This window comes from Micrococcoides hystricis (assembly GCF_042434215.1).
Classification (GTDB): Bacteria; Actinomycetota; Actinomycetes; order Actinomycetales; family Micrococcaceae; genus Micrococcoides; species Micrococcoides hystricis.
The window spans coordinates 15,111-38,760 of sequence record NZ_JBHLUB010000032.1 but is presented as its reverse complement, the minus strand read 5'-3'; the positions used below and the strand labels follow the sequence as shown (position 1 = coordinate 38,760).

The following is a 23,650-nucleotide window of genomic DNA, read 5'->3' as shown; positions in this document are numbered from 1 at the left end:
GCACTGCGATGAACGTTGAACTCATTACTCTTGGGACCGCAGCTGGACCTGCGATCCGTGGCACCGAACCCGGTATCAGCTCGGCTGTTGTCGTCAACGACGATTTCTATTTGATCGATTTCGGCTTGGGATGCACTCGCGCAGCCGCAGAAGCCGGTCTCAAAGGTCGAAACTTCAAAGGCGGGTTCATCACTCACCTGCACTCCGACCATGTGGTGGAGCTACCTGGTTTTCTACTTTGGAACTGGGGCAAGCCAGTAGAGGGCTTCACCGAGTCATTCCCCATCATCGGTCCAGCTAAGGATCCGCACCGTGATGGTGGGGAGCAACTTGCCGGCACACATGACCTTGTGGCAAATACGCTCAGTGGTTTTGCCTACGATATTGATATCCGCATTCAAGACGAGGCACGTCCTGATCTGCACGCTCTCGTGCAGGCTCGGGAAATTGAGGTCCCGAACGAACCGATCTTTGAGATTTACCAGGACGACAATGTTCACGTCACGGCTACCTTAGTGGAGCACCCACCGGTCTTCCCAGCGTTTGCCTTCCGCTTTGATACTGCTGCCGGTTCCATTGTCTTTTCCGGTGACACCGCAAAGTCACAGGCACTGGTCGAGTTAGCGCGAGGAGCCGATGTCCTTGTGCATGAGGCCGTCAACCTCGACTTCTATCGTGAACGGAACTTTTCCGGCGCTTTCTTGAATCATCAGGCCTGTTCGCACACATCCCCAGAGGATGCTGGAGACGTTGCCGCCGCCGCAGGCGTGCAGCACCTCGTACTTTCGCATTTGGCCGGCGTCGCTCCAGCACAGTGGTGGCACGATGAAGCGGCCAAGAGCTTTACCGGGCAGATTTCGGTGGCTCGAAGCGGGAATCGGTACGCACTTTCGCAGCTATCCGTACGCTAAATCAAGCCGTGCCAAGGTCCTCGCACTAGCCCAGCAGGTAGTCCGCGAAGATCTCCACGTGGTGCAGCGCCGAGCGCAGCCGGAAGCCCTCCAGCGAGTCGAATCCACCGGACCAGCGCACCCTCTGGGCCAGTTCCCACAGCGTGAGGTTCTCGCCGCCGTTGCGGAGTGCATCTGCGATCTCATCAGCGCGCCGTTGGTGATGGCGGGCGCTGAGTTCGCCTTGAGCCACCAAATCGGTAAAGGGCTGTCGGTGCCCCGGCAGGGCCAAATAGCCTTCGTAAGGCGACATAGTCTTAACGGAGTCGAGGTACAACCGGAAGGGATTGACCACAAACACCCCGCCAAGGCCGAGGCCGGGTGATTCACCGGACATGATGTGGTCGGTGCTGAAGATGATCTTTCGTTCGCTGTTGACCACGCAGCACATGCCCGCGGTATGACCGGGCGTCCAGACCAACCGCCAGCTCGGATCTGCTCCCGGGAGCGGAGCACCCTCCGGCAAATAGTGGTGGATGAGCGCACGCTCGGCAGGGATGTGTTCCGAGGCGCCTCCTTGGAGCCGATGCAACTGCTCGCCTGGGATTCCCCACTGCACCGCACGCTCTTGCCAGCGGTTAGCGAGGAATTCCACAGATTGCGTTTTGTCGAAAAAGTGGCTGGCCTCCAGCTCCGGTGCATAGATCTCTGCGCCCGAGCGTCGGGATAACTCTGCAGCCCAACCGAAGTGATCCGGGTGCACGTGGGTGGTAAAGATCGCCGCCAAGTCACTCAAGGGAATGCCCCGCGCCTCGAAGAAACCGAGGATCGTCTCGAGGTTCTCCGGAATATCCCAACCTGGGTCGATCAGCGTGACCGTATGGTCCTTGTTCAACAGAACGTAGCACCAGCTGGTGCGGGGCACCCCGGGCATGCCCATTTCAAGACCGTAGATATCCTCTGCCAGTTGGACAGGTGTTCCTGCGGCGTGACTCATGATCTCGGCTTAGCTCGCGGTAAGGAAGAATGTGCGCAATTCATCGGCGGTGCGCATTGGTTCTTCGACCGGGGCCAGGTGCGCGGTGTTTTCAAACACCAACGCTTTGCCTTGCGGCACACCCGCGGCGATCACCTCACCACCGCTGGGTGGGCAGACCTCATCATGTGCGCCGTTGATGGCTAGCACCGGCAGCGTGATCTTTGGCAGATCTGCCCGCATATCGTAAGTTCCCAAGGCCCTGCAGACGGTGACGTAGGAGTCTAGATCAGCGTCCCGGAGGATCCCCAGCAAGGTGTCGGCCTTCGCCGGTTGGGCTTCGTGAAAGCCTGGCGCGAACCACCCATCACGGCAAAACGGAATCATCACTTCGGTGCCGTTCTGTGCGGCGATCTCTGCGCGCTCCTCCCATGCCTCAGGTTCACCGATCTTGGCCGCCGAACAAACGACAGCAACGGCAGTGAAAGTCTCCGGGTGGTGCAATGCAAGCTCCAGCGCAACTCCGCCGGAGATGGAGACTCCGGCAAAGTACACCTCCCGGCCTGCCGCGCTCTGCTTTGCGATCTTTGCGACCGCGTCGGCGAGTTCTTTCACCGAGTACGGTGCGGTACTGGTGGGTGCGATCACATGGCCCGGTAAATCGTAGCCGATGACCTCAAAATCTGCATCCAAGTGCGCCACGGTCGGATCCCAGAGTTCTTGGACACCGGTACCAATACCCGGTCCGACAACGAGCAAGGGTTTGTCCGGATTGGCGGCGTTAAGCTGGATAGGGACGAGCTGTGGTGTGGTCATAGCGATACTTAGAGTTCGCCGATGACGACGTTCCACTCTGTGATGGAGCGCTCCGTGATGATCCCGTAATCGTTGAAGGGATCCGCGTCCATGAGCTTTCCAACCTCCTCGACGGAGTCGCCACGCACGATGATCAGCGCGCCAGCTGGCTCGGCCACCTTCGGACCGGAAAGGAGCACCCGACCCTCCTCGTGCTTCTTCGTCAGAAACGCGCGGTGTTCCGGACGGTGCTTCTGCACCAACTCGGCGTCATCGAGGTAGGTATATTGCACGGCAAAAATAGCCACGGTTTACTCCTTGGGTCTGGACCGAAAGGTCGACAAGACAGATCTGTCTCCAGCATAGTTCAGCAACATTGGTTCAACGCGTTGGGGTCGGGTAGCTGCCCGGAGAGCGAAAAGGGATATTGAACGACAAAGGGGATGGCGCTCGGTGATCGTCCCGGGCGCCATCCCCTCTGTGGTTGTGTGTTTAGTTTGCGGCGGCTTTCGCTTCTGCGTCGGCGACGTCCGCGGTGTGGGTTTTGGCCTTTTGGATTTGTTCGTAGACGTGGTGCCGCAGTTCAGTAAACCTTGGCAGGGCACGGGTCTCGAGTTGGTTCCGTTCGGCCGGTAGGTCGATGTACAAGTCTTCCTGGATGATCGTTGGTGAGGAAGACATGATCAGCACTCGTTCGCCCAAGTACACGGACTCGTCGATGTCGTGGGTGACGAACAGGATCGTCACACCTAGTTGTTTCCAGACGCGGCGGACCAAGTCTTCAAGGTCAGCGCGGGTCTGAGCGTCCACCGCAGCGAACGGCTCATCCATCAGCAGCACCTTGGGCTGGTAGGCCACCGCGCGGGCGATCGCCACGCGCTGCTGCATACCACCGGAGAGCTGCCACGGGTACTGTTTGCCGGTGTGCCCGAGGCCGACCGCTTCCAGCGCCTCGGAGACCAACCGGTCACGCTCGGCCTTGGCCACCCCGGCTGCCTTCAGCGGCAGCTCGACGTTGTCGGCCACCCGCATCCACGGGAACAGGGAGCGGCCATACTCCTGAAACACCACGGCCATGTTCTTCGGCGGCCCGGTGACCTTTTCCCCGGCCAAGAGCACCTCTCCCTGAGTCGGGTTCAGCAGACCGGAGATCATCTTCAGCAAAGTGGTCTTACCGCAACCGGATGGCCCCACCAGACAGGTCAATTGCCCCGCCGGCAGATCAAAGGTCAGGTTCCGGATCGCTTCCAGCGGCCCGGAGTCCGCCTGGTAAATTTTCTGCAGTCCCTTCACAGAGAGCATCGGCTCACCACTCATCGGAGGGTGCTCCGCCGGCACGAATACCGGGGACTTGTCTTGATTATTAGGCAGCATTTTCAACCTCTCGCAGCCCGTTGTACCAGCGCAGCACAACCTTTTCGATCGCTTGGAAGATAAAGGACACGGCAACACCAATCAGCCCCAACACCACGATGCCGGACCACATTTCCGGAACCGCGAAGGAACGCTGGAACTGCACAATTGTGAAGCCAAGCCCGGAAGAGGATGCGAACATCTCGGAAATCACCATCAGGATCAGTCCAATGGACAGACACTGACGGATACCGGCCATCATCTGCGGACCTGCCGATGGCAACACCAGATAACGGACCCGGTTCAACCCGGAGATCCCGTACGAGCGGGCGGTCTCGGCGGCGACAGGGTCGATCGCGCGCACACCCTCAATGGTGTTCAGCAGCACCGGCCAGATCGCACCAAAGATAATCACCGTGACCTTCATGGCGTTATCCACACCGACCAGCAGCATCAACACAGGCACCAACACCGGTGGCGGGATCGCCCGGAAGAACTCCAGCGTGGGTTCCAACAAGTCCCGTAGCCAGCGGTGCGTGCCGATCAGCAAGCCGGCACCAATACCGATGATGATCGCCAAGGCCACGCCAAGGAAGAACCTGCCAACGGATGGCAACACATCAGTCAGTAACCGCTCTCCCAACCAGGTCTCCACGAACGTGCTCACCAGCTGTCCCGGGGTCGGGATGAAGAAGTTCTGACCGCCTCCGGCCACAACAGCCCAGATCACGATCAACAAGACCGGCAGGGCTACCAGATACAACAGAGTCTTTAGAAACTTCATGCCGCTTTCTCCGTCCGTACCGAGGAGTGCCAGGACAATACGCGCTTCTCAACAAAACGCATCACCAAGTTGATCAGCACACCCAAAATACCGGTCGCTAGGATCAACCCGTACATCGACGGGATCGCCGAACCAGACTGTGCCAACGCGATCTCCTTACCCAAACCAGGGGTACCGATCACCAACTCGGCCGTGATCGCTAGAATCAGCGCCACCGCCGCGCCAAGACGCAACCCGGTCATCAGATACGGCAGCGTGGTCGGCCAGACCACATGACGGATCCGTTGCCACCAGTTCAGCCCGTAGGACTTTGCGGTATTCATCGCCACGTTATCCACATCAGCAACCCCGTACAGGACCTGAATCAGCACCTGCCAGAACGAGGCATAAATGATCAGCATCAGCGAGGACTCCAACCGGTTACCAAAGAGCAACACGGCCAACGGAATCAACGCCACCGACGGGATCGGACGCAAAAACTCAATCGTGGAGTTCGTCAACCGGCGCAACACCTGGGAAGAACCGATCACAAAACCCAACACAATCGCCGCCACCGTAGCGATCAACAAACCGATCGCCCAGGCCTGCAACGTGTGGCCCACCGCAGCCCAAAACGACGAGGTGCCCAACTCGGTGCCCAACGCACCTAACGCGGCCGTCGCCGGCGGCAGATACTGCTCACGCACAACCCCGACCAAAGGCAACAACTGCCACGTCAGCAAGAACCCCAGAACACCTAAAACACCAAGACCAACTTGGCGAAAATTCATGGCAACACCGTCGAGATGTCAAGATCTTTGTTCAGCGTGCCGTACTTCTTCGCGGCATCGGCGAGCTTCTGATCGGCTTCCTTGTTGAACTCGGAGGTGAACTTCGGCAGCACCATCTCGGCACGAGTCTCCTCGTCGATCTTGGTGTAGGTGCCGACGATCTCGCGAACCTTGTCCGGGTTTTCCTCAGCAAAGTCCAGCGACTTGTTCATCGCGCGCGTGAACTTTTCCACCATCTCCGGATCCTTCTCCATCATGTCTGCAGAAGTGAAGTAGCCGGCGATATCCAGACCCTCATCAAAGTCTGCGTAGTTGTAGGAAAGAATCCGGCCGCCGTCTTTCTTTGCGGCGGTTAGGAATGGCTCCAGCACCCAGATGGCATCCACTTGACCGCTGTCCAGCGCAGCTGGGGCGTCAGGGAAACCAACCTCGGTGAAGTTGACCTTCTTCGGGTCGCCCCCGGCCTCCTCCACCAGCTGGGAAACGGTGGTGTCACCGATGTTCGCCAGCGTGTTCACGGAGACACGCTTGCCTTCCAGGTCCTTGGCGGACTGAATGTCCGAGTCTTCCTTCACCACAACGGCAGAGAAATCCTCGTCCTTGTTGCCCGTGGTGGAGGCACCGTTGGCCACGAACTTCAGGTTCATGCCCTTATCGTTGGCCACCATGATGGAGACAAGGTTGGAGAAACCGATTTGGAAGTTGCCGGAGACAACACCCGGCACGATGGCCGCACCACCCTGACCGGATTGCAGATCCAGTTCAAGGCCTTCTTCCTCGAAGAACCCTTCCTGCTGACCCAAGTAGATTGGCGCGGTGTCCACGATCGGCATAACGCCGACGGTGATCTTCTGCAGCTGCCCGTCGCCGCCGGCGTTGTTGTCCTTATTGTCCGCATCGCCACCCCCGCAGGCACTCAGAGTGAGTGCAAGGGAGGCTGCCAGCGCCGGGATGGCCAATGCCCGTTTGCGAGTAATGTGCTTCATGATGGTGCCCCTTCTCTTTGATTCTTCCGCGGAAGAATCCGTCAGTGACGCGCCCCTGTGGCTCTCGTCACATCAAGCATGACTCGACAGTACCACCAGTAGTTGATTATCTCAATGGTTTCCTCCGTCAATGATGGCTAGTTTCAGGTGCTAAAAATTCTCTTAAATGAATCTTAAATAAGGGCTGTACGTCACATCACAAAGTGCTATATTCGTGGAACAGCCGAATAACTAAACATTGCATGATGACGTTGGCGGGAGAGCCCTTGATTGGGCGCCGTAGGAGCAACTTCTCCCCGAGGAAACTCTCAGGCCCCGCACCGCCCACGTCGAGCAACTCTGGAAAACGGGTCCACCCCTACCGAAGGTGCAAACAGCATCCGCTGCGAAACTCTCAGGTACAGATAACAGAGCCGGGGAGGACCACCAATACGCACACGTTCCTTAGATAGTCGTGTGCCCAACTTTGGAGATCCTCGTTGACTATTACACCTGACACCGATTCCTTCCAGCACCGTCACATCGGCCCAGCACAGTCTGACATTGAGCACATGCTCAAGACTGTTGGCTACGCCTCCCTCGCAGAACTGATCGACGCTGCTGTTCCTGAACAAATCCGCGAACGAGACCTCGGCAAGTCATGGGGCCTTGAGCCACATACCGAGACTGAAGCCCTTGCTCGGCTTAAAGAACTCTCTGAGCGTAATGTGCAGAAAGTTCAGATGATCGGTCAAGGCTTCTACGACACGATCACCCCACCGGTCATCCGCCGCAACGTGTTGGAAAACCCGGCTTGGTACACCGCTTACACCCCGTACCAGCCAGAAATTTCTCAGGGCCGTCTAGAATCCCTGCTGAACTTCCAGACCATGGTCTCGGATCTGACCGGCCTGCCGATTGCCAACGCTTCCATGCTGGATGAATCCTCCGCTGCCGCCGAGGCCGTGCTGCTGATGCGCCGCGCGAACAAGAAGAACGCCAAGGGCGCGGTCGCCGTGGACAGCAACATTTTCCCGCAGACCCTGAAGGTGCTCGAGGGCCGCGTGCTGCCGCTGGGTATCGAGATGATCGTGACCGATCTTTCCCAGGGCCTACCGGATCAGGAACTCTTCGGCATCGTGCTGCAACAGCCGGGTGCCGATGGCGCTGTCACCGACCAGTCAGACATCATCAAGGCCGCCAAGGACGCCGGTGCCATGGTCACCGTCATTGCGGACCTATTGGCGCTGACCAAGATTGTCGAACCGGGTGCCCAGGGCGCCGATATCTGCGTGGGTAACACCCAACGGCTGGGCGTTCCGTTGTTCTTCGGTGGCCCACACGCCGCCTACATGGCCATTAAGAACGGTCTGGAACGCAACCTGCCGGGCCGCTTGGTCGGCGTCTCCACCGACACCACCGGCCAGCCTGCCTACCGGCTGTCCCTGCAGACCCGCGAACAGCACATCCGCCGCGAGAAGGCCACCAGTAATATCTGTACCGCGCAGGCACTGCTGGCCAACACCGCCGCCATGTACGCCGTCTACCACGGCGCCGAGGGCCTGACCCGCATCGCCGAGCAGGTGCACCAACACGCCGTGAACCTCGCCGCTGGGCTGAAGGCCGCCGGGGTTGACGTCAAGCACACCAGCTTCTTTGACACCGTCGCGGCCACCGGTGTGGACGCCGCCAAGGTGGTCGCCGACGCGGCCGAGGCCGGCATCAACCTGCACAAGGTGGATGATTCCACCGTGCAGATCTCCACCGACGAGGTCACCACGGACGAGCACATCGCCACCGTGCTGAAGGCCTTCGGGGCGGATGGCTCCACCGATGCCGATGCTTCCGGTTTCGGTTGGGATCAGAAGCTGAACCGCACCTCGGAATTCCTCACCCACCCGAACTTCACCTCGGTGAAGTCCGAAACCCAGATGCTGCGCTACATGCGCAAGCTGGCCGACCGCGATTTGGCGCTGGACCGCACCATGATCCCACTGGGCTCGTGCACCATGAAGCTGAACCCGACCGCCGGCATGGAAGCGATCGGTTACCCGGGCTTCGCCTCCATCCACCCGTACGCCCCGGCCGATCAGACTGAAGGCTGGCGGGAGCTCATCGCGGAGTTGGAAGACTGGCTGACGGACATCACCGGCTACGCCGGCACCTCGATCGCTCCGAACTCCGGTGCGCAAGGCGAGTACGCCGGCCTGCTGGCCATCCGCGACTACCACCGTGACCGCGGCGACCACGAGCGCACGCTGTGCTTCATCCCGGCCTCCGCGCACGGCACCAACGCCGCCTCCGCGGTGCTGGCCGGCCTGGACGTGGTAGTGATCAAGACCGCCAAGGACGGCACCATCGACATCACTGATCTGGATGAGAAGCTGGAGAAGTACAAGGACCGCATCGCGGCCGCGATGATCACCTACCCGTCCACCCACGGTGTGTTCGAAGAAACCGTCAAGACGGTCTGCGACCGCGTCCACGACGCCGGTGGCCAGGTCTACATCGACGGCGCCAACATGAACGCGCTGGTCGGGCTGGCCCGCATGGGCAAGTTCGGCGGCGACGTCTCCCACCTGAACTTGCACAAGACCTTCACCATCCCGCACGGCGGTGGCGGCCCGGGCGTTGGCCCGGTCTGCGTCGGCGAGCACCTGGTGAAGTACCTGCCGGGAGCCCCAGCCGGTCAGGACAACGGCCGCTCCGGCTGGCCGGTGACCTCCGGTGGCTTTGGCTCGGCCGGCGTGCTGCCGATCCCGTACGCCTACATCTACATGATGGGCGGCCAGGCGCTGCAGGACGCCACCGAGGTGGCGATCCTGTCGGCCAACTACATCTCTGACAAGCTGGAAGATGCGTTCCCGACGCTCTACTCCGGCGAGAACGGGTTGGTGGCCCACGAATGCATTCTGGATCTGCGCGAGCTCACCCAGAAGACCGGCGTCACCGCGGAGGATGTGGCTAAGCGGCTGATCGACTACGGTTTCCACGCCCCAACCCTGGCCTTCCCGGTGGCCGGCACCCTGATGGTCGAGCCAACCGAGTCCGAAGACCTACACGAGGTGGACCGCTTCATCGACGCCATGCGCCAGATCCGCGCCGAGATCGATGAGATCGCCGACGGCAAGCTCACGGTGGAAGAGTCCGTGCTGCGCAACGCACCACACACCGCCTCCGTGCTGCTGGACGACGAGTGGGACCGCAAGTACCCGCGCCGTCAAGCCGCCTACCCGCTGCCGGGTATGTCCAACGGCACCCTGGTGGATAAGTACTTCCCGCCAGTCACCCGCATCGACCAGGCCGGTGGCGACCGCAACTTGGTCTGCTCCTGCCCGCCACTTGACGCTTTCGATATCGAGGAGAACTAACTCATGGCCAACACCACTCCCCTGGCCGCCGTCCACGAGCGTCTCGGCGCCACCATGACCGACTTCGGTGGCTGGCAGATGCCGCTGAAATACGGTTCCGAGCTCGCCGAACACCAGGCGGTCCGCGAGGCCGTCGGGTTGTTCGACCTCTCCCACATGGGGCAGGTCTCCGTCTCCGGCGAGGGCGCGGAGAAGTTCCTGAACTACGCGTTCACCGGCAACTTCTCCCCCATGTCCGTCGGCCGGGCCAAATACACCCTGATGCCCACCGCCGACGGCGGCGTCCTGGATGATCTGATCATCTACCGGCTCGCCGAGACCGACTGGCTGGTCATCCCGAATGCTGGGAACACCCCTGCCGTGCTTCAGGCTCTGTCCGAGCGCGCCGAGACCTACCGGAGTAAGAACACCGAGGCCGGCACCTTCACCATCGCCAACATCGGCCCAGAACGCGCCATCATGGCCGTCCAGGGCCCCAAGGCCGCAGAGCTGCTCAGCGACCTCGGGGTGGCGGTAGCTGAACTGAAGTTCTACACCTGCGCCCCAGCCACGCTCAGCGCCGACGGCGCCAGCCAGGACATCTTGCTGGCTCGCACCGGCTACACCGGCGAGGACGGCTTCGAACTGTACTGCCCGGCCGAGAACGCCGAGGCTGTCTGGGACATGATCGTCACCGCCGGCGAAAAGCACGGGCTGCTGCCAGCCGGGCTGGCCGCGCGTGACTCGCTGCGGCTGGAGGCTGGGCTACACCTGTACGGCCACGAGCTGAACTTGGACGTGGATCCGTACACCGCGGGCTTGGGCTCGGCGGTCTCGCTGAAGAAGGACGACGACTTCGTCGGCCGGGACGTCTTCGAGGAAAAGGCTGCCGGCACGCCGGCCCGCACGCTGGTGGGCCTGGTAGCGGAGGGCCGACGCGCCGCCCGTGCCGGCTACCCCATCCAGCACGAAGGCAAGGTCGTCGGTGAGGTGACCTCCGGGGCGCTGTCACCAACGCTGAAGCACCCGGTTGCGATGGCCTATGTGGACCGTGAATTCGCCGCGCCGGACACCTGTTTGGACGTAGATATCCGTGGTAAATTGCAACCATACCGTGTGGTCGAGCTGCCGTTCTATCGGCGGACCAAGAAAGAAGGAAACTAGATGAGCAAGGTCCTCAAGAACCTCCGTTACTCCGCCGATCACGAGTGGATCACCGATGATTCACCGGCCAAGGTCGGATTGACCCAGGTGGCCGTGGACGCCCTCGGTGACATCGTTTACATTGATCTGCCGGCTGAAGGTGACACCGTCACCGCCGGTGAGGCCTGCGGTGAAGTCGAATCCACCAAGTCGGTTTCGGACATCATTTCCCCGGTCTCCGGCACCATCGTCGAGGTCAACCAGGGCGTCATCGACGAGCCTGCCGATCTGAACTCCGACCCCTACGGTGCTGCCTGGCTGTTCACCGTTGAGGTCGAATCCGAAGGCCCGCTGCTCTCCGCTGAAGAGTACGCCACCGCTAACTCCGGTGAAGTCGTCGACGGCTAAGCCACACTCACGCCACCACGGCTGAGAAACTTAATAAGAACCGGCAGGGTTCCGCAGTACGCGGAGCACCTGCCGGTTCGTTTTAACTCTGTTGTGGGTTCTAACTCTGGTTCGTTTCATCCCGTTTTGGCCCAGCCGCTGCGGCTCCGCTGTCTGCTGAAGCCCGGTCGACCGCTGCGCGCAGCCCCGAGGCCGAGGCCAGCAGCAGCGCCAGCATCGTCACCGCAACGCCGAAGACGGTTTGCCACACTACCACCGAGCCCGGTGCCGGCCAGAAGAGGTCGAGGAAGAGCGCGCCGACCAGCTGTCCGGCGACAATCCCCAGCGTGAACAGCAGCGCCCCGATCGTGCGGGTCAGGATGGCCCCGCCCATCACCACAATCGAGCCCAGCAGCCCACCGGTGTAAAACCACCAGTCTGCCGGGGCCGTCGGGAGTCTGCCCAAGGCGCCATCGGCGATCGCCGGAATCGAAAACAGCGTCAGCGCGATCGTGCCCGTGAGATAGTTCGTCAGCACCAGTGGCTCCGGGCGACCGACGTGGTTCTGCACCACTCCGTTCATCACCATCTGCGCCGGCTGCAACAGCCCGCCAGAGAACACCACCAGCAGCGGCACCGCAAGGGTCTGCAGGCTCATGGCCGTGACAGAAGAATCCGCGCCCAACCGCGGCGCCAGCGCCAGCACCACCCCGGCCAAGGCCAACACGGCGCCCACAAGGCGCAGCGGGGCCAGTTGTTTCTTACCTGCCGGCGACCAGCCCACCGTGTCCAGCACGACGGAGGCCACCATCTGCCCGGCCACGAACGTCACCGAGAACACCGCCACCCCCAGCAGATCCACCGTCACGCTCTGCCCAAACACGGCGTACGCGCCCAGCAACCCCGTGAAGAGGAAGACGAACGGAAACTGCTTGGTCGTCGCCCCGCGGAACATCCGTGCCACCGTGCTTCGCCCGCGCCGGCTCGTCAGATTCACCAGAATCATCAGCACCAGACCGGAGCAGAACACGATGGCGGCGGCCAAGACCGAGTCCTGCAGCTGAACTTTGAGCGAGCCGGTAATCCGGGCCTGCACGGAGATCGCCACGCCGCCAGCCAGCGCCAACAGCATCGATGTCACCCTGCCCACCGCGCCCTCCTCAGCACACGCTCCTGCTTCGACCATGCGCCAGCACCCCGGGCGGGTCAAGGGACATCTCATTCAATGGGTACGGATCAAGAAATGTTGCCCACCCCGTACTGCGGCCCTGGGGCCGTGCCGTTGTTCCTTTGCTCCAGCTACTCCTATGCTTCTTGCCCTCGGTCGATCCCCAAGGTTGCAATCAAGTCTTCATGGAGTTGGAACCACACACGGTGGCAAGAGTCGATATGTGTTTTATCAATCCAATCATGGCCCCCGTTTTTACCCCGGTTTAACGCCGATTCGTATCGCTCCACGTAACCTTCGAATCTCGCAAGCACAGAAACAACCCGCGCGAGCAAGGGAGCAACTTCACGGCCAAGCGTTGAGAGCTCTTGGAGAACCTGTCCATCCCATACTTGGTCGCTGTGATCATTGGGAGCAAAGCGGTCCAACACAGTCGGCTTGATTTGCCAGTCAGTAATAGCCCGTAAAAAACGTGCGTTAAGCGGAAGGAAAAGACTGTAGGCATTTGCAACTACGTCTTCAGGATCCGCAGTCTCGCGTTCTTCTCTGAGCTCGCGCTCGTTCTCTGCTTTTCCTGAGTCGGTGAGTGACCACCCTTTGCGATCAGCGAACGCAATTGACTGCACCCATCCTGCCTCTGCCGCTTTGCTTAGGATCCCTAGAGTTTTTGCGTAACTCGCTCCCGCACGCTCGGCGATTGAGTCAATATCCGCGAAACCGAGGAGGCGTACGGCATGCAATACAACTAATTCCGTCGCAGATTGACGAGTCATGCTCGTTTGTCTTGCCGGGCACTGAGGCGATTGACGTACTGTTGGCATGCTTGAGGGGAGCGGAACCCCATGGCCTCAGCGATTTGAGCCCAAGTCAACCCCTCGTTGCGGGCTACGAAGATGAGGCCGACTTCAACACTGTCAACCTCCGCGCGAGCTGCAGGCAATAACGAGAGCGCTCCCAGTAGCTCCTCAGCTGTCAGTTCGGTTGATCGCCACAGCGCGTACTGCGTTAGTTCAACAGCGGAAGGCTCCGACGCCTCGAGCTGCCACGGCCGCGGCTCTAGCTGATCTGCGCCCATGTCCAGAAGTATGCCTTGTACGTTACTCAGGCGCTCGGCCTGAGCATTGCTGACGCTGCCAAGGGATTCGAGATTATGTTTGCGTACCATGGCACCCATCCTGCTACCATCAACATTATGTTGTCAATATTTTGTTGATATCTTCTGTGGTGGTGTCATGCTTAAGAAACTTTCGGAAACAACGAGGACCGATTCGGGTGGTAAGGCTGCCTCGCTTGGCCTCCTGCTCCGCGCAGGTCTACCAGTACCTGATGGGTTTGTGGTCCCCGGCGGAACGCTCTCACCAGACACCACTGCCGGGCGCTCCTTGCAGCAAGCCGTTGCACGAGCATTGGAGGAGCTGGGCAACCCTGTCGTCGCCGTGCGCTCGTCGGCAATGGACGAAGACAGCACGGAGGCTTCTGCTGCAGGACAGTACCACAGCGTTATCGGTGTTCACGGTACAGCGCAGGTTTGGCAGGCGATCACCGAGGTCCGCGCTTCGGCTCGCACCTCACGTGTACACCATTACTGGTCTCACCTCGGCCGCGCGCACCCCCTATCGCAGAACCCATCAGTTCTCGTGCAACCGATCGTTGAAGCGGATGTCTCTGGTGTCATGTTTACTCCCCAACACGAGGGGCAATCGACGAGGATCGAAGCTTCTTGGGGACTGGGGCTGACAGTTGTAGGTGGAGTAGTCGCACCCGACACCTATGAACTTGCCCCGGACAGACGCGTCAACTCCTCGATCGGAAACAAGCAAACTCGTGTCGACTTTAGCCAGGAGCATGGCAAAGTAGTGACCACTAACGTTACCCCTGACCTGCGCCGCATACGTTCACTCAATGACGCCACGGTCATAGCCCTAGCGCAGCTTGGAAGCAGAATCGCAGATCTACTCGGCGGTCCGCAAGATATCGAATGGGCCCTCACAAACAACTCCGTCCAGATCCTTCAATCCCGCCCAATCACTGCTTCACTACCGCCACCTAAAGCTCCTCATCCATCCCAGCCAACCGGAACGCTTAACGGGGTTCCTGGTTCTCACGGAACTATCACCGCACCGGCCCGGGTGGTGCATGGTCCCTCTGACTTTTCGAACGTGCAGGCCGGCGACATCATGGTATGCCCCTACACAGACCCGGCGTGGACGCCTCTGTTTAGCATCGCGGCCGGAATCATTACCGAGACAGGTGGCGCACTGTCCCACGCCGCAATCGTCGCCCGCGAGTATGGCATTCCGGCCGTGCTTGGCATCACCGCAGCAACCACCTGTATCGAAAATGGCGCACTCGTTGCCCTCAACGGCACAACCGGAACTGTCACCATCCTGTAGCGCTAACCTCACCCACCAGAAAGGAGAGCGGGAACCGCTTGGCGATGTTCCTGAGCTCACTTATGGCAATCAGATATCTCTACATCGCACGCCACGGCGATGCCGACGTATTCGGCAACCTCACCGCGACTGGACGACAACAGGCCCATCTACTGGGTCAGCGTTTAGCCCATCTCCCGATCGACACCGTCTGGCACTCCCCTTTGCCCAGAGCTGCTGACACTGCCCGACAGCTCAGCATTTTTCTCACAGGCACAACCTCCGTCAAGGAAGCACCGGAGTTGATCGACCACATCCCTTACGTACCCACGCCGGAAGAGACACCACCGTCTTGGGCACCATTCTTTGATGGCTTCGATGCCCAAGAGGCTGAGGTCGGGCATGAAATCGCTCAAAACCTGACTGCAAGATTCGCCATTCCCGTTGACGGGGTTGACGATGTTCACGAGGTACTGATTACCCACTCATACCCCATCGCCTGGCTTGTCCGACACGCCTTGGATGCCCCGGCAGTACGATGGCTCGGACTCAACAGCGCCAACGCTGCTCTAACCGTGATCGAGAATCGACCAGCGCTGCCTCCAACAATCACCCTCTTCAACGACATGAGCCATCTATGCCGCGACCTGCAATGGACTGGCTTCCCCGAATCTCTACGGCCCTGACTTCTGCCGTCGGAATCAGCTAATGTTGCCCACCCCGTACTGCGGGCCGGGCGCGGTCCCATTGACCAAGAAGTCCCCGATGATCCGGTTCCGGTAAATCACCGGGTTGTGCTGAGCCAGCACGCGGGCGTTGCGCCAGTACCGGTCCAGCCCCAGCGGCTCAGTGACAGCTGTGGCCCCACCAACGCTGAACGCGTGGTTGATCGCCCACAGGCTCTGCTGAGAGATCACCTGCTGCGCCTGATATGTCGCCACATCCAGCGCCGCCAACTCCGCGGCCGTAACCTCCCCGGTAATTTCGCGGGCCTGCACCCGTTCGAATTGCCGGATCAGCGACTCGAACACGGCGCGGGCCCCGTAGGCGGCCGCAGAGACCTCACCCAACACCTGCAGCACCTGCGGATCCCGGGACGGTACCTGCGCGGCTGCGTGGGAGAACGTCCGACGGCGCTGCCGCACATACCGCACGAATTCCCGCTCGGCGCCGGTGACCAGCCCGGCCAACGCCGCCAGGTGCACGGTCTGCGCCAGCGCCTGCAAGCTATTCGGCGCATCATGATCGCTCAGGCCCTCGCCCGGCCGGGAGACTTCCGCCGGGTCCACCACAACATTCTCGAACACCGTGGTGCCGGATGCGGAGAGCCGCTGGCCGAAACCGTCCCAGTCATCCACCTGCCGCACACCCGGCGCATCCGCCCGTACGGCCAGACCGCGTACCGAGCCGTCGACCTCGGCGGTCACCAGAATCCAGTCTGCGTACAGGCTGCCCGTCGAGTAGTATTTCCGGCCATTGAGCAGCCAGCTGCCATCGGGCTGCACCGTCACCGTCGTGGTGTGCTCGCCCAGCACCCCGTTGACCTCGGTCACCGCGTTCCCGACCACCTCCCCGGCCGCAATCCGGCGGAACCACCTGTCTCGGTACTCCTGATCCGGGTTGGCGAGCACCATCTCCACGTGCAACTGATGGGCCCGCAGCGCCTGCACCAGATTGGAATCGGCGGCACCCAGCTCCACCACGAACGGATAGAACTCACTCAGGCTCAGCCCGGCGCCGCCGTACTCGGTGGGTACCCGCAGGCTCGTGTAGCCGGCCGCCACCAACGTCTCAACCGCGTCGTGATCCAACGCCCGCGCCCGCTCGCGCTGAGCCGCCTTCTCGGCAATCCCGTCGAACACCGGTTGCAGCCGCTCCCACGCGGCGGAAACCGGTTCATCCACTCTTTGTTCCGCAAGGTGTTCGGCAAGCTGGCTCACTTGGTCTCCTCCGGCTTCACCGGGCGGACGAAGGAATCTGGCGACGGCGTCGTCCCGTTGATCAGGTACTCGCCCACCACCCGCAGCTTGTAGTGCGCCGGATTGTGCGAGGCCAGCACCCGGGCGTTGCGCCAATGCCGGTCAAAGCCCCGTTCCCGCTGCAGCACGGAGGCCCCACCCACCTCGAACAGCAGGTTGGTGGCCGCCAGCGCGTGCTCGGACACGGCCGCCGCGGCACTGTTCACATCCGTGACCGCCTCGGTGAACAGCTGCTGATACTCCGGGCTCGTGGTGTCGCTGAGCCGGCCGGCCCGGGCCAGGTAACCTTGCAGATCGGCAGCGCCCTGCCGGACCAACTGCTTCGCCGCATAGGCGTGGGAGGCAGCCCGCCCCACCACCTCCTGCACCTGCGGATCGTCCTTCGGATACTCCGCCGCCGCGTGCCCGTAGGTGCGCTTGCGTTGCCGGACGAACCACGCCGCATCCCGCACCGCGGCCTCGGCAATCCCAGCCTGGGCGGCCGCGTGAATGAACAGCACCGCCGGTGCCACCAGCAGGCCCGCAGGGGACTCGATGTCCAGCACCTTCTCCGGATCCAGCGCCACCCGTTCGTACACCGTGGTCCCGCTGGCGGTCAGTCGTTGGCCAATCCCATCCCAGTCATCCACCCGGTTCACCCCGGCGCCCTCGGCGGGGACCACATACATCAGTGGCATGCCGGATTCCTTGGTGCCGACGACGATGAAGATCTCGTCCGCGAACAGCGCCCCTGTGGAGTAGGTCTTGGTGCCCGAATACACCTCGCCGTCCTCGGTCTGCTCCACTTCACCGGGCCCGCCGAGGGCCACCATGCCGTTGGAGATCACCTTCCCGGCACCCACCTGACGCAGCCACCAGTCGCTGATGGGCTGCGGGCTGAAGCGGTGGATCTCGGTGAACGCGAAGTGCGCGTGCAGGATCTGCGGCAGGTTGGAATCGGCCACCGCCAGCTCGATCAGCAACTCGTACAGATCCGCCACCGCGATGTCCGCTCCGCCGTAGGCCACCGGGGCCTGTAGGGCCGTGAAGCCGGAGTCCACCAGCAGTTGCACCTGTTCGTAGGGCAGTTCGCGGTTCAGCTCGCGCTCCAATGCGCCGTGGGCGATGGCGTCAAAGACCGGGCGGAAGCGTTCACGCAGCTCGTTCAGTGATGGTCGTTGGGATTGCTGCGCAGATGTCGCCGACGTGGCAGTGTCCAAGGTTGCGGTCATGGAAAAGTCCTTCGAGGAGTCGTCAAAAAGTGTTCTAGTGTTGCCGGCCGGCGGCGCGCAGGCGCACTCGGGCAGGGCGATGAGGGATGGCAAGCTCACAGGAGCTGAAAAATGAGGGGTTGGGGAAGTGTCACCCTTTCCACGGGGCAGTACTTGTCCACGGCGAACAAACCGCAGACCGAATCCTCATCTGGGGCACCCCACTACGTGCAGAGGGTTGCCGTCCAACCAGCCAGAGCTTCGCGTTGGAACTCATGATTCTGCCCCCACCCTAAGACCTCGGACCGTCGCACCGAGAACCGGCCCCGTCACAAACGTTCATCTGGGCGCTGCTCGCCCCATCCAGAGCCGCAGAATCAAGCCGCAAAACTCGCGCCAAGAAAATCATTGACAGCAAACTGTGACACAGAACACAATTGGGTATAGCGCAATGAGTTGCACTAATCACAACTTCTTATCTCCTCCTCATTCTGTTAGGAGCGTGCCATGCACAAGGTTTGCCCGCTGAAGGATCTCGCCCGCGGCGAGGCCGTCCGAATCCCGACCAGCCCACCGATCGCCGTCTTTCACACCGACGACGGCGAGCTCTACTCCATCGATGACACCTGCACCCACCAGGACGCCTCGCTGTCCGAGGGCTGGCTGGAGGACTGCACCGTCGAATGTCCGCTGCACGCCACCGTCTTCGACCTGCGCACCGGGGACGTCCACTCCCCACCGGCCAAACTTCCGGTGCGCACCCACCACGTGGAAGTGATCGACGGGGACATCTACGTCCACGAATCAGCCCAAGAACCCAACCTGCCACCGGGCGTCACGCTCGCCGGCCAAGCCTAAGGAACCCCATGCATACACCACGCGTGGTCATCATTGGCGCCGGAATCGTCGGCGCCAACCTAGCCGAAGAGCTCTGCGCCCGCGGCTGGACCAACATCACCGTTCTCGACCAAGGCCCCATCCCACTGACCGGCGGCTCCACCTCGCACGCACCCGGGCTGGTCTTCCAAGCCAACCCGTCCCGCACCATGACGCGGCTGGCCAGCTACACCGCAGAAAAGCTCGCCTCGCTGACGCGCAACGGCGTCAGCGCCTTCAACCCGGTCGGCGGCCTGGAAATCGCCACCACACCCGAACGCCTGGCGGAGCTGCACCGCCGGGCCAACTTCGCCGCACTGGCCGGGGTCGACGCCCAGGTCATCGACGCGGACCAAGCCCGCACCCTCAACCCGTTGCTGGCCGGCGACGGGGACGGCCCGGAGCTGCTCGGCGCCCTACACGTGCCCTCCGACGGCCTGGCCTCCGCCCTGCTCGCGGTGGAGCTGCTCATCGAACGCGCCACCGATGCCGGCGCCACCTTCCTACCCCACACTCGCGTCACCGCCATCGAGGAGCGCGGCGGCCGGGTCAGCGCGGTCCGCGCCGGCGAGCACCGCATCCCGGCGGACATCGTGGTCTGCTGCGGCGGCTTCTGGGGCCCGGAACTCGGAGAAATGATCGGCATGCCCATCCCGCTGGTGCCGATGGCCCACCAATACGCCACCACCACCGCTGTCCCCCAGCTGACCGAGCTCGCCAGCGCCCTGCCGGCCAACCTCATCGGCAGCGGCAATAACGCCACCCTGCCGCTGATTCGCCACCAAGACGCGGATCTGTACTACCGCCAGCACGGGGACGCCATCGGGATCGGCTCCTACGCCCACCGGCCCATGCCGACCGCCCTGACGGAACTGCCCGACGGCGAGGTCACCGCAGAGAACATGCCCTCCATGCTCGCCTTCACCCCGGCGGACTTCGCCCCACAATGGGCCCAGAGCCAAAAACTGCTGCCCGCCCTGCGTACCGCGGAGCTAGCCACCGGGTTCAACGGTATCTTCTCCTTCACCCCCGACGGCGGCTCACTGGTCGGTGAAGCCCCGCAGCTAAAGGGCTGCTACCTCGCCGAGGCCGTCTGGGTCACCCACTCCGCCGGCGTGGCCAAATCGCTGGCCGAACTCCTCGTCGACGGGTACAGCCACGTGGATCTGCGGGAGCTGGACATCAACCGCTTCGAACAGGTCCAACTCACCGAGGACTACGTGGCGGAAACCGCCGCGCAATCCTTCATCGAGGTCTACGACATCAAGCACCCCTTGGAGCCGCGCACCTCCCCGCGGAACCTGCGCACCTCACCCTTCTTCGACCGCCAGCAGCAGCTCGGAGCCTACTTCTTGGAGGCCCACGGCTGGGAGCGGCCGCACTGGTATCAGGCCAACGAGCACCTGCTGCAGCAGCTGCCCGCCGACTGGCTGCCGCCGGCCCGGGACAGCTGGGCGGCCCAGCATTCCAGCCCCATCAGCGCCGCGGAGGCCTACGCTACCCGCACCAACGTGGCCATGTATGACATGACCCCGCTGAAGCACCTGGAAGTCACCGGACCGGGCAGCCTGGCGCTGCTGGAGTCGCTGACCACCTCGATCATCGACAAACCCGGCGAACGCAAGTTCAGCTCCGTCACCTACACCCTGCTGCTGAACGACGCCGGCCGCATCCGCTCGGACATCACCGTCACCCGCTGGGGTGAAGAGCACTTCCAGATCGGCGCCAACACCGGGATCGACACCGCCTACCTGACCGAGCGCGCATTGGCCTTCAACGCTGCCAACCCCGACGCCGAGATCACCGTCACCGATGTCACGGACCAGCGCTGCTGCATCGGACTGTGGGGGCCCAACGCCCGAGAAATGCTGCGCCCACTCACCGATCAGGACCTCTCCAACGCGGCCCTGGGCTACTTCCGGGCGGCCAGCACCACCATCGCCGGCATCCCGGTCAAGCTGCTGCGGCTCTCCTACGTGGGGGAACTCGGCTGGGAGATCTACGCCGACGCCGAACACGGCCTAGCTCTATGGGACACGCTCTGGGACGCCGGCCAACCGCTGGGGTTGATCGCCGCCGGCCGCGGCGCCTTCAACGGGTTGCGCTTGGAGAAGGGCTACCGCTCCTGGGGCGCGGACATGAACACCGAACATGACCCGGATCAAGCCGGGCTCGCCTTCGCCGTCTCCGCCAAGAAGGCCGACTTCATCGGCAAAACCGCCCTGCAACACCGCCGGCAGGACTCCGCTACCGCCCAACCGGTGCTGCGCTGCCTGCTCATCGATGACCCGGCCCAGCTGGTGATGGGCCACGAACCCGTCTTCGTCGGCGGGCGCTGCGTCGGCTACACCACCAGCGCGGACTACGGCTACACCGTGCACGCGCCGCTGGCCTACGCCTGGCTCGAACCGGAACTCGGCATCGGCGACGCCGTGCAGATCCGCTACTTTGACACCCTCGTGCCCGCCCGCATCGTCGCCGAGCCGCTGATCGATCCGGACATGCTCACCATCCGCGCCGACGACGACGCCCGCCCCACCGCCAGCGCCACCGCCACATCATCCTCCACCAGCTTCCCCGCTCCGCACCCGGAAGGAGTCCGCTCATGACTCAAACCCAACCGCAGGCTCACGCACCGGCTCAGACCATGCCGGCCACCCCGTCCCTGCTGCCCACCCTGCCGGGCACCGCGTACACGGACACCGGCCTGTTCACCGCCGAACAGCAGAACATCCTGGAGACCATGTGGTTCTGCGCCATCCGGGGCACGGACATCCCCAAACCCGGTTCCTTCAAGACCGTGCAGATCGGGCGGGAATCCATCCTGCTGACCCGCACCCGCACCGGGGAGATCAAAGGCTTCTTCAACGTCTGCCGGCACCGCGGCGTGCAGCTGTGCATGGAAGAATCCGGGCAGGCCAAGCGCGCCTTCCAGTGCCCCTACCACGCCTGGACCTACGACTTCACGGGCAAGCTGGTGGCCGCCCCGCACCTGACCAAGATGCCGGACATCGACCGCTCCGAGTTCGGGCTGTTGCCGGTGCACATCCGCGAATACCTCGGCAACGTGTGGGTGTGCCTGGCGGAAAACCCGCCCTCCTTCGAGGAGGATGTGCTCGGGGCCATCGGCGAGCGTCTGGGCGAGCTGACCGCGATCGATGGTTACGATATCGCCAACCTCTCCGTCGGCAAGCGCATCCGCTACGACGTCAAGGCCAATTGGAAGCTCATCATTGAGAACTTCATGGAGTGCTACCACTGCGCCACCATCCACCCGGAGCTGACCGAGGTGCTGCAGGAGTTCGCGGACGGGCTGGCCGCCCAGTACTTCGTCGGCCACGGCGCCGAATTCGGCGAGGACATCCAGGGCTTCACCGTCGACGGCTCCGCCGGCCACGAGGTCATCCCCCATGTCAGTCAGGAACAGGACCGGCGCTACTACGCCATCACGGTCAAACCCAACGTATTCATCAACTTGGTGCCGGACCACGTGATCATTCACCGGATGTTCCCGCTGGCGGCCGATCACACCATCGTCGAATGCGATTGGCTCTTCCTGCCCTCGGTGGTGGACTCGGGCAAGGACGTCTCCGCCTCGGTGGAACTGTTTCACCGGGTCAACATGCAGGACTTCGACGCCTGCGAGCGCTGCCAGCCCGGCATGGCTTCCCGCACCTACACCCGCGGCGGGGTGCTGGTGCCCAGCGAACACCACATCCGGCCCTTCCAGGATTGGGCGGAAGAACGCATCCGCGGCGCCCAACCCAGCGGGGTGCAATTACTCGGCGTCACCGCGGACACCCCGCCGTTGGCAGAGCGCGCCGTCCCGCAGGACCTCGCCGATCAGTCCGCCGTCACGGCTGACTCCGGGCCGCCGGAGTAACCCATCCGACGGCTCAACGCGTCCCCGGCCTGACGCAGCTGCTCCAACAGCTGCGGCTGGTCCCGGGGCGCAAAGCGGAACTTCGGGCCGGAGATGCTCACGCTGGCAAAGACCTTGCCCGCGTGATCGCGCACCGGCACCGCCACCGCAACCAGCCCGTACTCATATTCCTCGTCCGTAAACGCAAACCCGCTGCTGGCCACCTCGGCCAGCTCCCGCTCCAGCTCGGAGCGCTTGGTCACCGTATGGGAGGTGAACTGTGCCAACTTCGTCGATTTCAGCAACTTACCCCGCTCATCGGAGCCCAGCCCGGCTAGCAACACCTTGCCGCTGGCGGTGGCGTGCAGCGGCGTCAGGGAACCCACCCAATCCTGCGAGGCCAGCGTCGACGGGCCCATCGCCTGGTCCACGTTCACCGCGTAGCCGGAACGCTGCACCGCCAAGTTCACGGTCTCCCCGGCCTGCTCGGCCAGCGCCCGCAGCACCGAACCGCCCTCCTGCACCAGGTTCAGCTGACCGGGAATCGACGCGGCCAATCGCAGGATGCCAAAGCCCAGCCGGTACTTGCCGCGGTCGTAGTCCTGTTGCACCAGCTCGTGCGCCTGCAGCGCGGCCAGCAACCGGGAGGCTGAAGATTTGTGGATGCCAATCTCATCGGCGATTTCGCCGACCCCGGCCTGTCCGTCACGGGCCAGAATTTGCAGCACGACGGCGGCCCGATCCACGGATTGGACGCCGCCAGAACTCCTAGCGTCTTCGGTCATGCGCC

At 62.5% G+C, this 23,650-nt stretch carries 22 protein-coding genes and 2 riboswitches; of the genes, 9 read left to right on the top strand and 13 right to left on the bottom strand.

The window, feature by feature from the left end; translation table 11 throughout:
- Positions 1 to 8: 8 nt before the first annotated feature.
- Positions 9 to 911, top strand: coding sequence for an MBL fold metallo-hydrolase (locus tag ACFFFR_RS10475; RefSeq protein WP_377460241.1), 903 nt, complete (start codon positions 9 to 11; stop codon positions 909 to 911).
- A gap of 25 nt (positions 912 to 936) precedes the next feature.
- On the opposite strand, the gene ACFFFR_RS10470 is transcribed toward ACFFFR_RS10475, so the two are convergent.
- The 7 genes from ACFFFR_RS10470 to ACFFFR_RS10440 all read right to left on the bottom strand — a co-directional run bounded on the left by ACFFFR_RS10470 (position 937) and on the right by ACFFFR_RS10440 (position 6,554).
- Entirely contained in the window at positions 937 to 1,887 is a 951-nt protein-coding gene (locus tag ACFFFR_RS10470; protein ID WP_377460239.1) for an MBL fold metallo-hydrolase, read from the bottom strand.
- Positions 1,888 to 1,896: 9 nt separating this feature from the next.
- Positions 1,897 to 2,682, bottom strand: coding sequence for an alpha/beta fold hydrolase (locus ACFFFR_RS10465; RefSeq protein WP_377460238.1), 786 nt, complete (start codon positions 2,680 to 2,682; stop codon positions 1,897 to 1,899).
- 8 nt (positions 2,683 to 2,690) lie between these two features.
- The gene (locus ACFFFR_RS10460) at positions 2,691 to 2,969 is read right to left on the bottom strand and encodes a YciI family protein (RefSeq protein ID WP_377460236.1); all 279 of its coding nucleotides are present in this window, start codon (positions 2,967 to 2,969) and stop codon (positions 2,691 to 2,693) included.
- A gap of 184 nt (positions 2,970 to 3,153) precedes the next feature.
- Positions 3,154 to 3,978, bottom strand: coding sequence for an ABC transporter ATP-binding protein (locus tag ACFFFR_RS10455; protein WP_377460234.1), 825 nt, complete (start codon positions 3,976 to 3,978; stop codon positions 3,154 to 3,156).
- Positions 3,979 to 4,024: 46 nt separating this feature from the next.
- Complete coding sequence (locus ACFFFR_RS10450) at positions 4,025 to 4,798, bottom strand: ABC transporter permease (RefSeq protein WP_377460232.1); 774 nt, start codon at positions 4,796 to 4,798, stop codon at positions 4,025 to 4,027.
- On the bottom strand, positions 4,795 to 5,568 hold the full coding sequence (locus ACFFFR_RS10445; RefSeq protein ID WP_377460230.1) for an ABC transporter permease: 774 nt from the start codon (positions 5,566 to 5,568) through the stop codon (positions 4,795 to 4,797). The genes ACFFFR_RS10450 and ACFFFR_RS10445 overlap by 4 nt, the downstream gene beginning before the upstream one ends.
- Positions 5,565 to 6,554: an ABC transporter substrate-binding protein gene (locus tag ACFFFR_RS10440; protein ID WP_377460228.1), complete on the bottom strand. Its 990-nt coding sequence runs from the start codon at positions 6,552 to 6,554 to the stop codon at positions 5,565 to 5,567. Before ACFFFR_RS10440 ends, ACFFFR_RS10445 begins: the two co-directional genes overlap by 4 nt.
- A gap of 245 nt (positions 6,555 to 6,799) precedes the next feature.
- Positions 6,800 to 6,887: riboswitch (glycine riboswitch) on the top strand.
- 146 nt (positions 6,888 to 7,033) lie between these two features.
- On the opposite strand from ACFFFR_RS10440, the gene gcvP reads away from it, so the two are divergent.
- From gcvP to gcvH, 3 genes are read left to right on the top strand one after another with little or no spacing between them, the layout of a single operon-like run.
- Positions 7,034 to 9,904 (top strand): aminomethyl-transferring glycine dehydrogenase, encoded by a 2,871-nt coding sequence (gene gcvP / locus ACFFFR_RS10435; RefSeq protein WP_377460226.1) that lies wholly within the window; start codon positions 7,034 to 7,036, stop codon positions 9,902 to 9,904.
- 3 nt (positions 9,905 to 9,907) lie between these two features.
- A complete protein-coding gene (gene gcvT, locus ACFFFR_RS10430; protein WP_377460224.1) occupies positions 9,908 to 11,047 on the top strand; it encodes a glycine cleavage system aminomethyltransferase GcvT in 1,140 nt (379 codons plus the stop codon).
- The gene (gcvH, locus tag ACFFFR_RS10425; protein WP_377460222.1) at positions 11,048 to 11,434 is read left to right on the top strand and encodes a glycine cleavage system protein GcvH; all 387 of its coding nucleotides are present in this window, start codon (positions 11,048 to 11,050) and stop codon (positions 11,432 to 11,434) included.
- A gap of 100 nt (positions 11,435 to 11,534) precedes the next feature.
- Here gcvH and ACFFFR_RS10420 read toward each other — a convergent pair whose 3' ends face one another.
- The 3 genes from ACFFFR_RS10420 to ACFFFR_RS10410 form a co-directional block, all read right to left on the bottom strand.
- Positions 11,535 to 12,635 carry a DMT family transporter gene (locus ACFFFR_RS10420; RefSeq protein ID WP_377460220.1) on the bottom strand — a complete coding sequence of 367 codons (1,101 nt, stop codon included), beginning with the start codon at positions 12,633 to 12,635 and terminating at the stop codon, positions 11,535 to 11,537.
- An 83-nt stretch (positions 12,636 to 12,718) separates the two neighbouring features.
- Positions 12,719 to 13,354, bottom strand: a complete 636-nt coding sequence (locus ACFFFR_RS10415) for a transcriptional regulator (protein ID WP_377460218.1) — start codon at positions 13,352 to 13,354, stop codon at positions 12,719 to 12,721.
- Positions 13,351 to 13,746, bottom strand: coding sequence for a DNA-binding protein (locus tag ACFFFR_RS10410; RefSeq protein WP_377460217.1), 396 nt, complete (start codon positions 13,744 to 13,746; stop codon positions 13,351 to 13,353). The genes ACFFFR_RS10415 and ACFFFR_RS10410 overlap by 4 nt, the downstream gene beginning before the upstream one ends.
- Positions 13,747 to 13,813: 67 nt before the next feature.
- Here ACFFFR_RS10410 and ACFFFR_RS10405 point away from each other — a divergent pair, with 67 nt between their 5' ends.
- Entirely contained in the window at positions 13,814 to 14,974 is a 1,161-nt protein-coding gene (locus ACFFFR_RS10405; RefSeq protein WP_377460215.1) for a PEP/pyruvate-binding domain-containing protein, read from the top strand.
- 62 nt (positions 14,975 to 15,036) lie between these two features.
- Positions 15,037 to 15,639, top strand: coding sequence for a histidine phosphatase family protein (locus ACFFFR_RS10400; RefSeq protein ID WP_377460213.1), 603 nt, complete (start codon positions 15,037 to 15,039; stop codon positions 15,637 to 15,639).
- 15 nt (positions 15,640 to 15,654) lie between these two features.
- Here ACFFFR_RS10400 and ACFFFR_RS10395 read toward each other — a convergent pair whose 3' ends face one another.
- Both ACFFFR_RS10395 and ACFFFR_RS10390 read right to left on the bottom strand, forming a co-directional pair.
- Positions 15,655 to 16,893, bottom strand: coding sequence for an acyl-CoA dehydrogenase family protein (locus ACFFFR_RS10395; protein ID WP_377460212.1), 1,239 nt, complete (start codon positions 16,891 to 16,893; stop codon positions 15,655 to 15,657).
- Entirely contained in the window at positions 16,890 to 18,143 is a 1,254-nt protein-coding gene (locus tag ACFFFR_RS10390; RefSeq protein ID WP_377460210.1) for an acyl-CoA dehydrogenase family protein, read from the bottom strand. The genes ACFFFR_RS10395 and ACFFFR_RS10390 overlap by 4 nt, the downstream gene beginning before the upstream one ends.
- A 144-nt stretch (positions 18,144 to 18,287) precedes the next feature.
- Positions 18,288 to 18,403, bottom strand: a riboswitch (SAM riboswitch).
- Positions 18,404 to 18,629: 226 nt separating this feature from the next.
- Here ACFFFR_RS10390 and ACFFFR_RS10385 point away from each other — a divergent pair.
- From ACFFFR_RS10385 to ACFFFR_RS10375, 3 genes are read left to right on the top strand one after another with little or no spacing between them, the layout of a single operon-like run.
- A complete protein-coding gene (locus ACFFFR_RS10385) occupies positions 18,630 to 18,980 on the top strand; it encodes a bifunctional 3-phenylpropionate/cinnamic acid dioxygenase ferredoxin subunit (RefSeq protein ID WP_377460208.1) in 351 nt (116 codons plus the stop codon).
- Between the two features lie 8 nt (positions 18,981 to 18,988).
- On the top strand, positions 18,989 to 21,607 hold the full coding sequence (locus ACFFFR_RS10380; protein WP_377460206.1) for a GcvT family protein: 2,619 nt from the start codon (positions 18,989 to 18,991) through the stop codon (positions 21,605 to 21,607).
- A complete protein-coding gene (locus ACFFFR_RS10375; protein WP_377460205.1) occupies positions 21,604 to 22,881 on the top strand; it encodes an aromatic ring-hydroxylating oxygenase subunit alpha in 1,278 nt (425 codons plus the stop codon). The genes ACFFFR_RS10380 and ACFFFR_RS10375 overlap by 4 nt, the downstream gene beginning before the upstream one ends.
- Here ACFFFR_RS10375 and ACFFFR_RS10370 read toward each other — a convergent pair.
- Positions 22,842 to 23,645 carry an IclR family transcriptional regulator gene (locus ACFFFR_RS10370; RefSeq protein ID WP_377460203.1) on the bottom strand — a complete coding sequence of 268 codons (804 nt, stop codon included), beginning with the start codon at positions 23,643 to 23,645 and terminating at the stop codon, positions 22,842 to 22,844. The two genes, ACFFFR_RS10375 and ACFFFR_RS10370, sit on opposite strands and share 40 nt — an antisense overlap.
- Positions 23,646 to 23,650 lie beyond the last annotated feature (5 nt).

Excerpts from the sequence above, each read along its gene's own strand:
- ACFFFR_RS10385 (WP_377460208.1), top strand. The coding sequence starts at position 18,630 with ATGCACAAGGTTTGCCCGCTGAAGGATCTCGCCCGCGGCGAGGCCGTC.
- ACFFFR_RS10475 (WP_377460241.1), top strand. The coding sequence starts at position 9 with ATGAACGTTGAACTCATTACTCTTGGGACCGCAGCTGGACCTGCGATC.
- ACFFFR_RS10455 (WP_377460234.1), bottom strand. The coding sequence starts at position 3,978 with ATGAGTGGTGAGCCGATGCTCTCTGTGAAGGGACTGCAGAAAATTTAC.
- ACFFFR_RS10370 (WP_377460203.1), bottom strand. The coding sequence starts at position 23,645 with ATGACCGAAGACGCTAGGAGTTCTGGCGGCGTCCAATCCGTGGATCGG.
- gcvH (WP_377460222.1), top strand. The coding sequence starts at position 11,048 with ATGAGCAAGGTCCTCAAGAACCTCCGTTACTCCGCCGATCACGAGTGG.
- ACFFFR_RS10380 (WP_377460206.1), top strand. The coding sequence starts at position 18,989 with ATGCATACACCACGCGTGGTCATCATTGGCGCCGGAATCGTCGGCGCC.
- ACFFFR_RS10415 (WP_377460218.1), bottom strand. The coding sequence starts at position 13,354 with ATGACTCGTCAATCTGCGACGGAATTAGTTGTATTGCATGCCGTACGC.
- ACFFFR_RS10390 (WP_377460210.1), bottom strand. The coding sequence starts at position 18,143 with ATGACCGCAACCTTGGACACTGCCACGTCGGCGACATCTGCGCAGCAA.
- ACFFFR_RS10375 (WP_377460205.1), top strand. The coding sequence starts at position 21,604 with ATGACTCAAACCCAACCGCAGGCTCACGCACCGGCTCAGACCATGCCG.
- ACFFFR_RS10420 (WP_377460220.1), bottom strand. The coding sequence starts at position 12,635 with ATGAGATGTCCCTTGACCCGCCCGGGGTGCTGGCGCATGGTCGAAGCA.
- ACFFFR_RS10450 (WP_377460232.1), bottom strand. The coding sequence starts at position 4,798 with ATGAAGTTTCTAAAGACTCTGTTGTATCTGGTAGCCCTGCCGGTCTTG.
- ACFFFR_RS10400 (WP_377460213.1), top strand. The coding sequence starts at position 15,037 with ATGGCAATCAGATATCTCTACATCGCACGCCACGGCGATGCCGACGTA.
- ACFFFR_RS10465 (WP_377460238.1), bottom strand. The coding sequence starts at position 2,682 with ATGACCACACCACAGCTCGTCCCTATCCAGCTTAACGCCGCCAATCCG.
- ACFFFR_RS10470 (WP_377460239.1), bottom strand. The coding sequence starts at position 1,887 with ATGAGTCACGCCGCAGGAACACCTGTCCAACTGGCAGAGGATATCTAC.
- gcvT (WP_377460224.1), top strand. The coding sequence starts at position 9,908 with ATGGCCAACACCACTCCCCTGGCCGCCGTCCACGAGCGTCTCGGCGCC.
- ACFFFR_RS10410 (WP_377460217.1), bottom strand. The coding sequence starts at position 13,746 with ATGGTACGCAAACATAATCTCGAATCCCTTGGCAGCGTCAGCAATGCT.
- ACFFFR_RS10405 (WP_377460215.1), top strand. The coding sequence starts at position 13,814 with ATGCTTAAGAAACTTTCGGAAACAACGAGGACCGATTCGGGTGGTAAG.
- ACFFFR_RS10440 (WP_377460228.1), bottom strand. The coding sequence starts at position 6,554 with ATGAAGCACATTACTCGCAAACGGGCATTGGCCATCCCGGCGCTGGCA.
- ACFFFR_RS10445 (WP_377460230.1), bottom strand. The coding sequence starts at position 5,568 with ATGAATTTTCGCCAAGTTGGTCTTGGTGTTTTAGGTGTTCTGGGGTTC.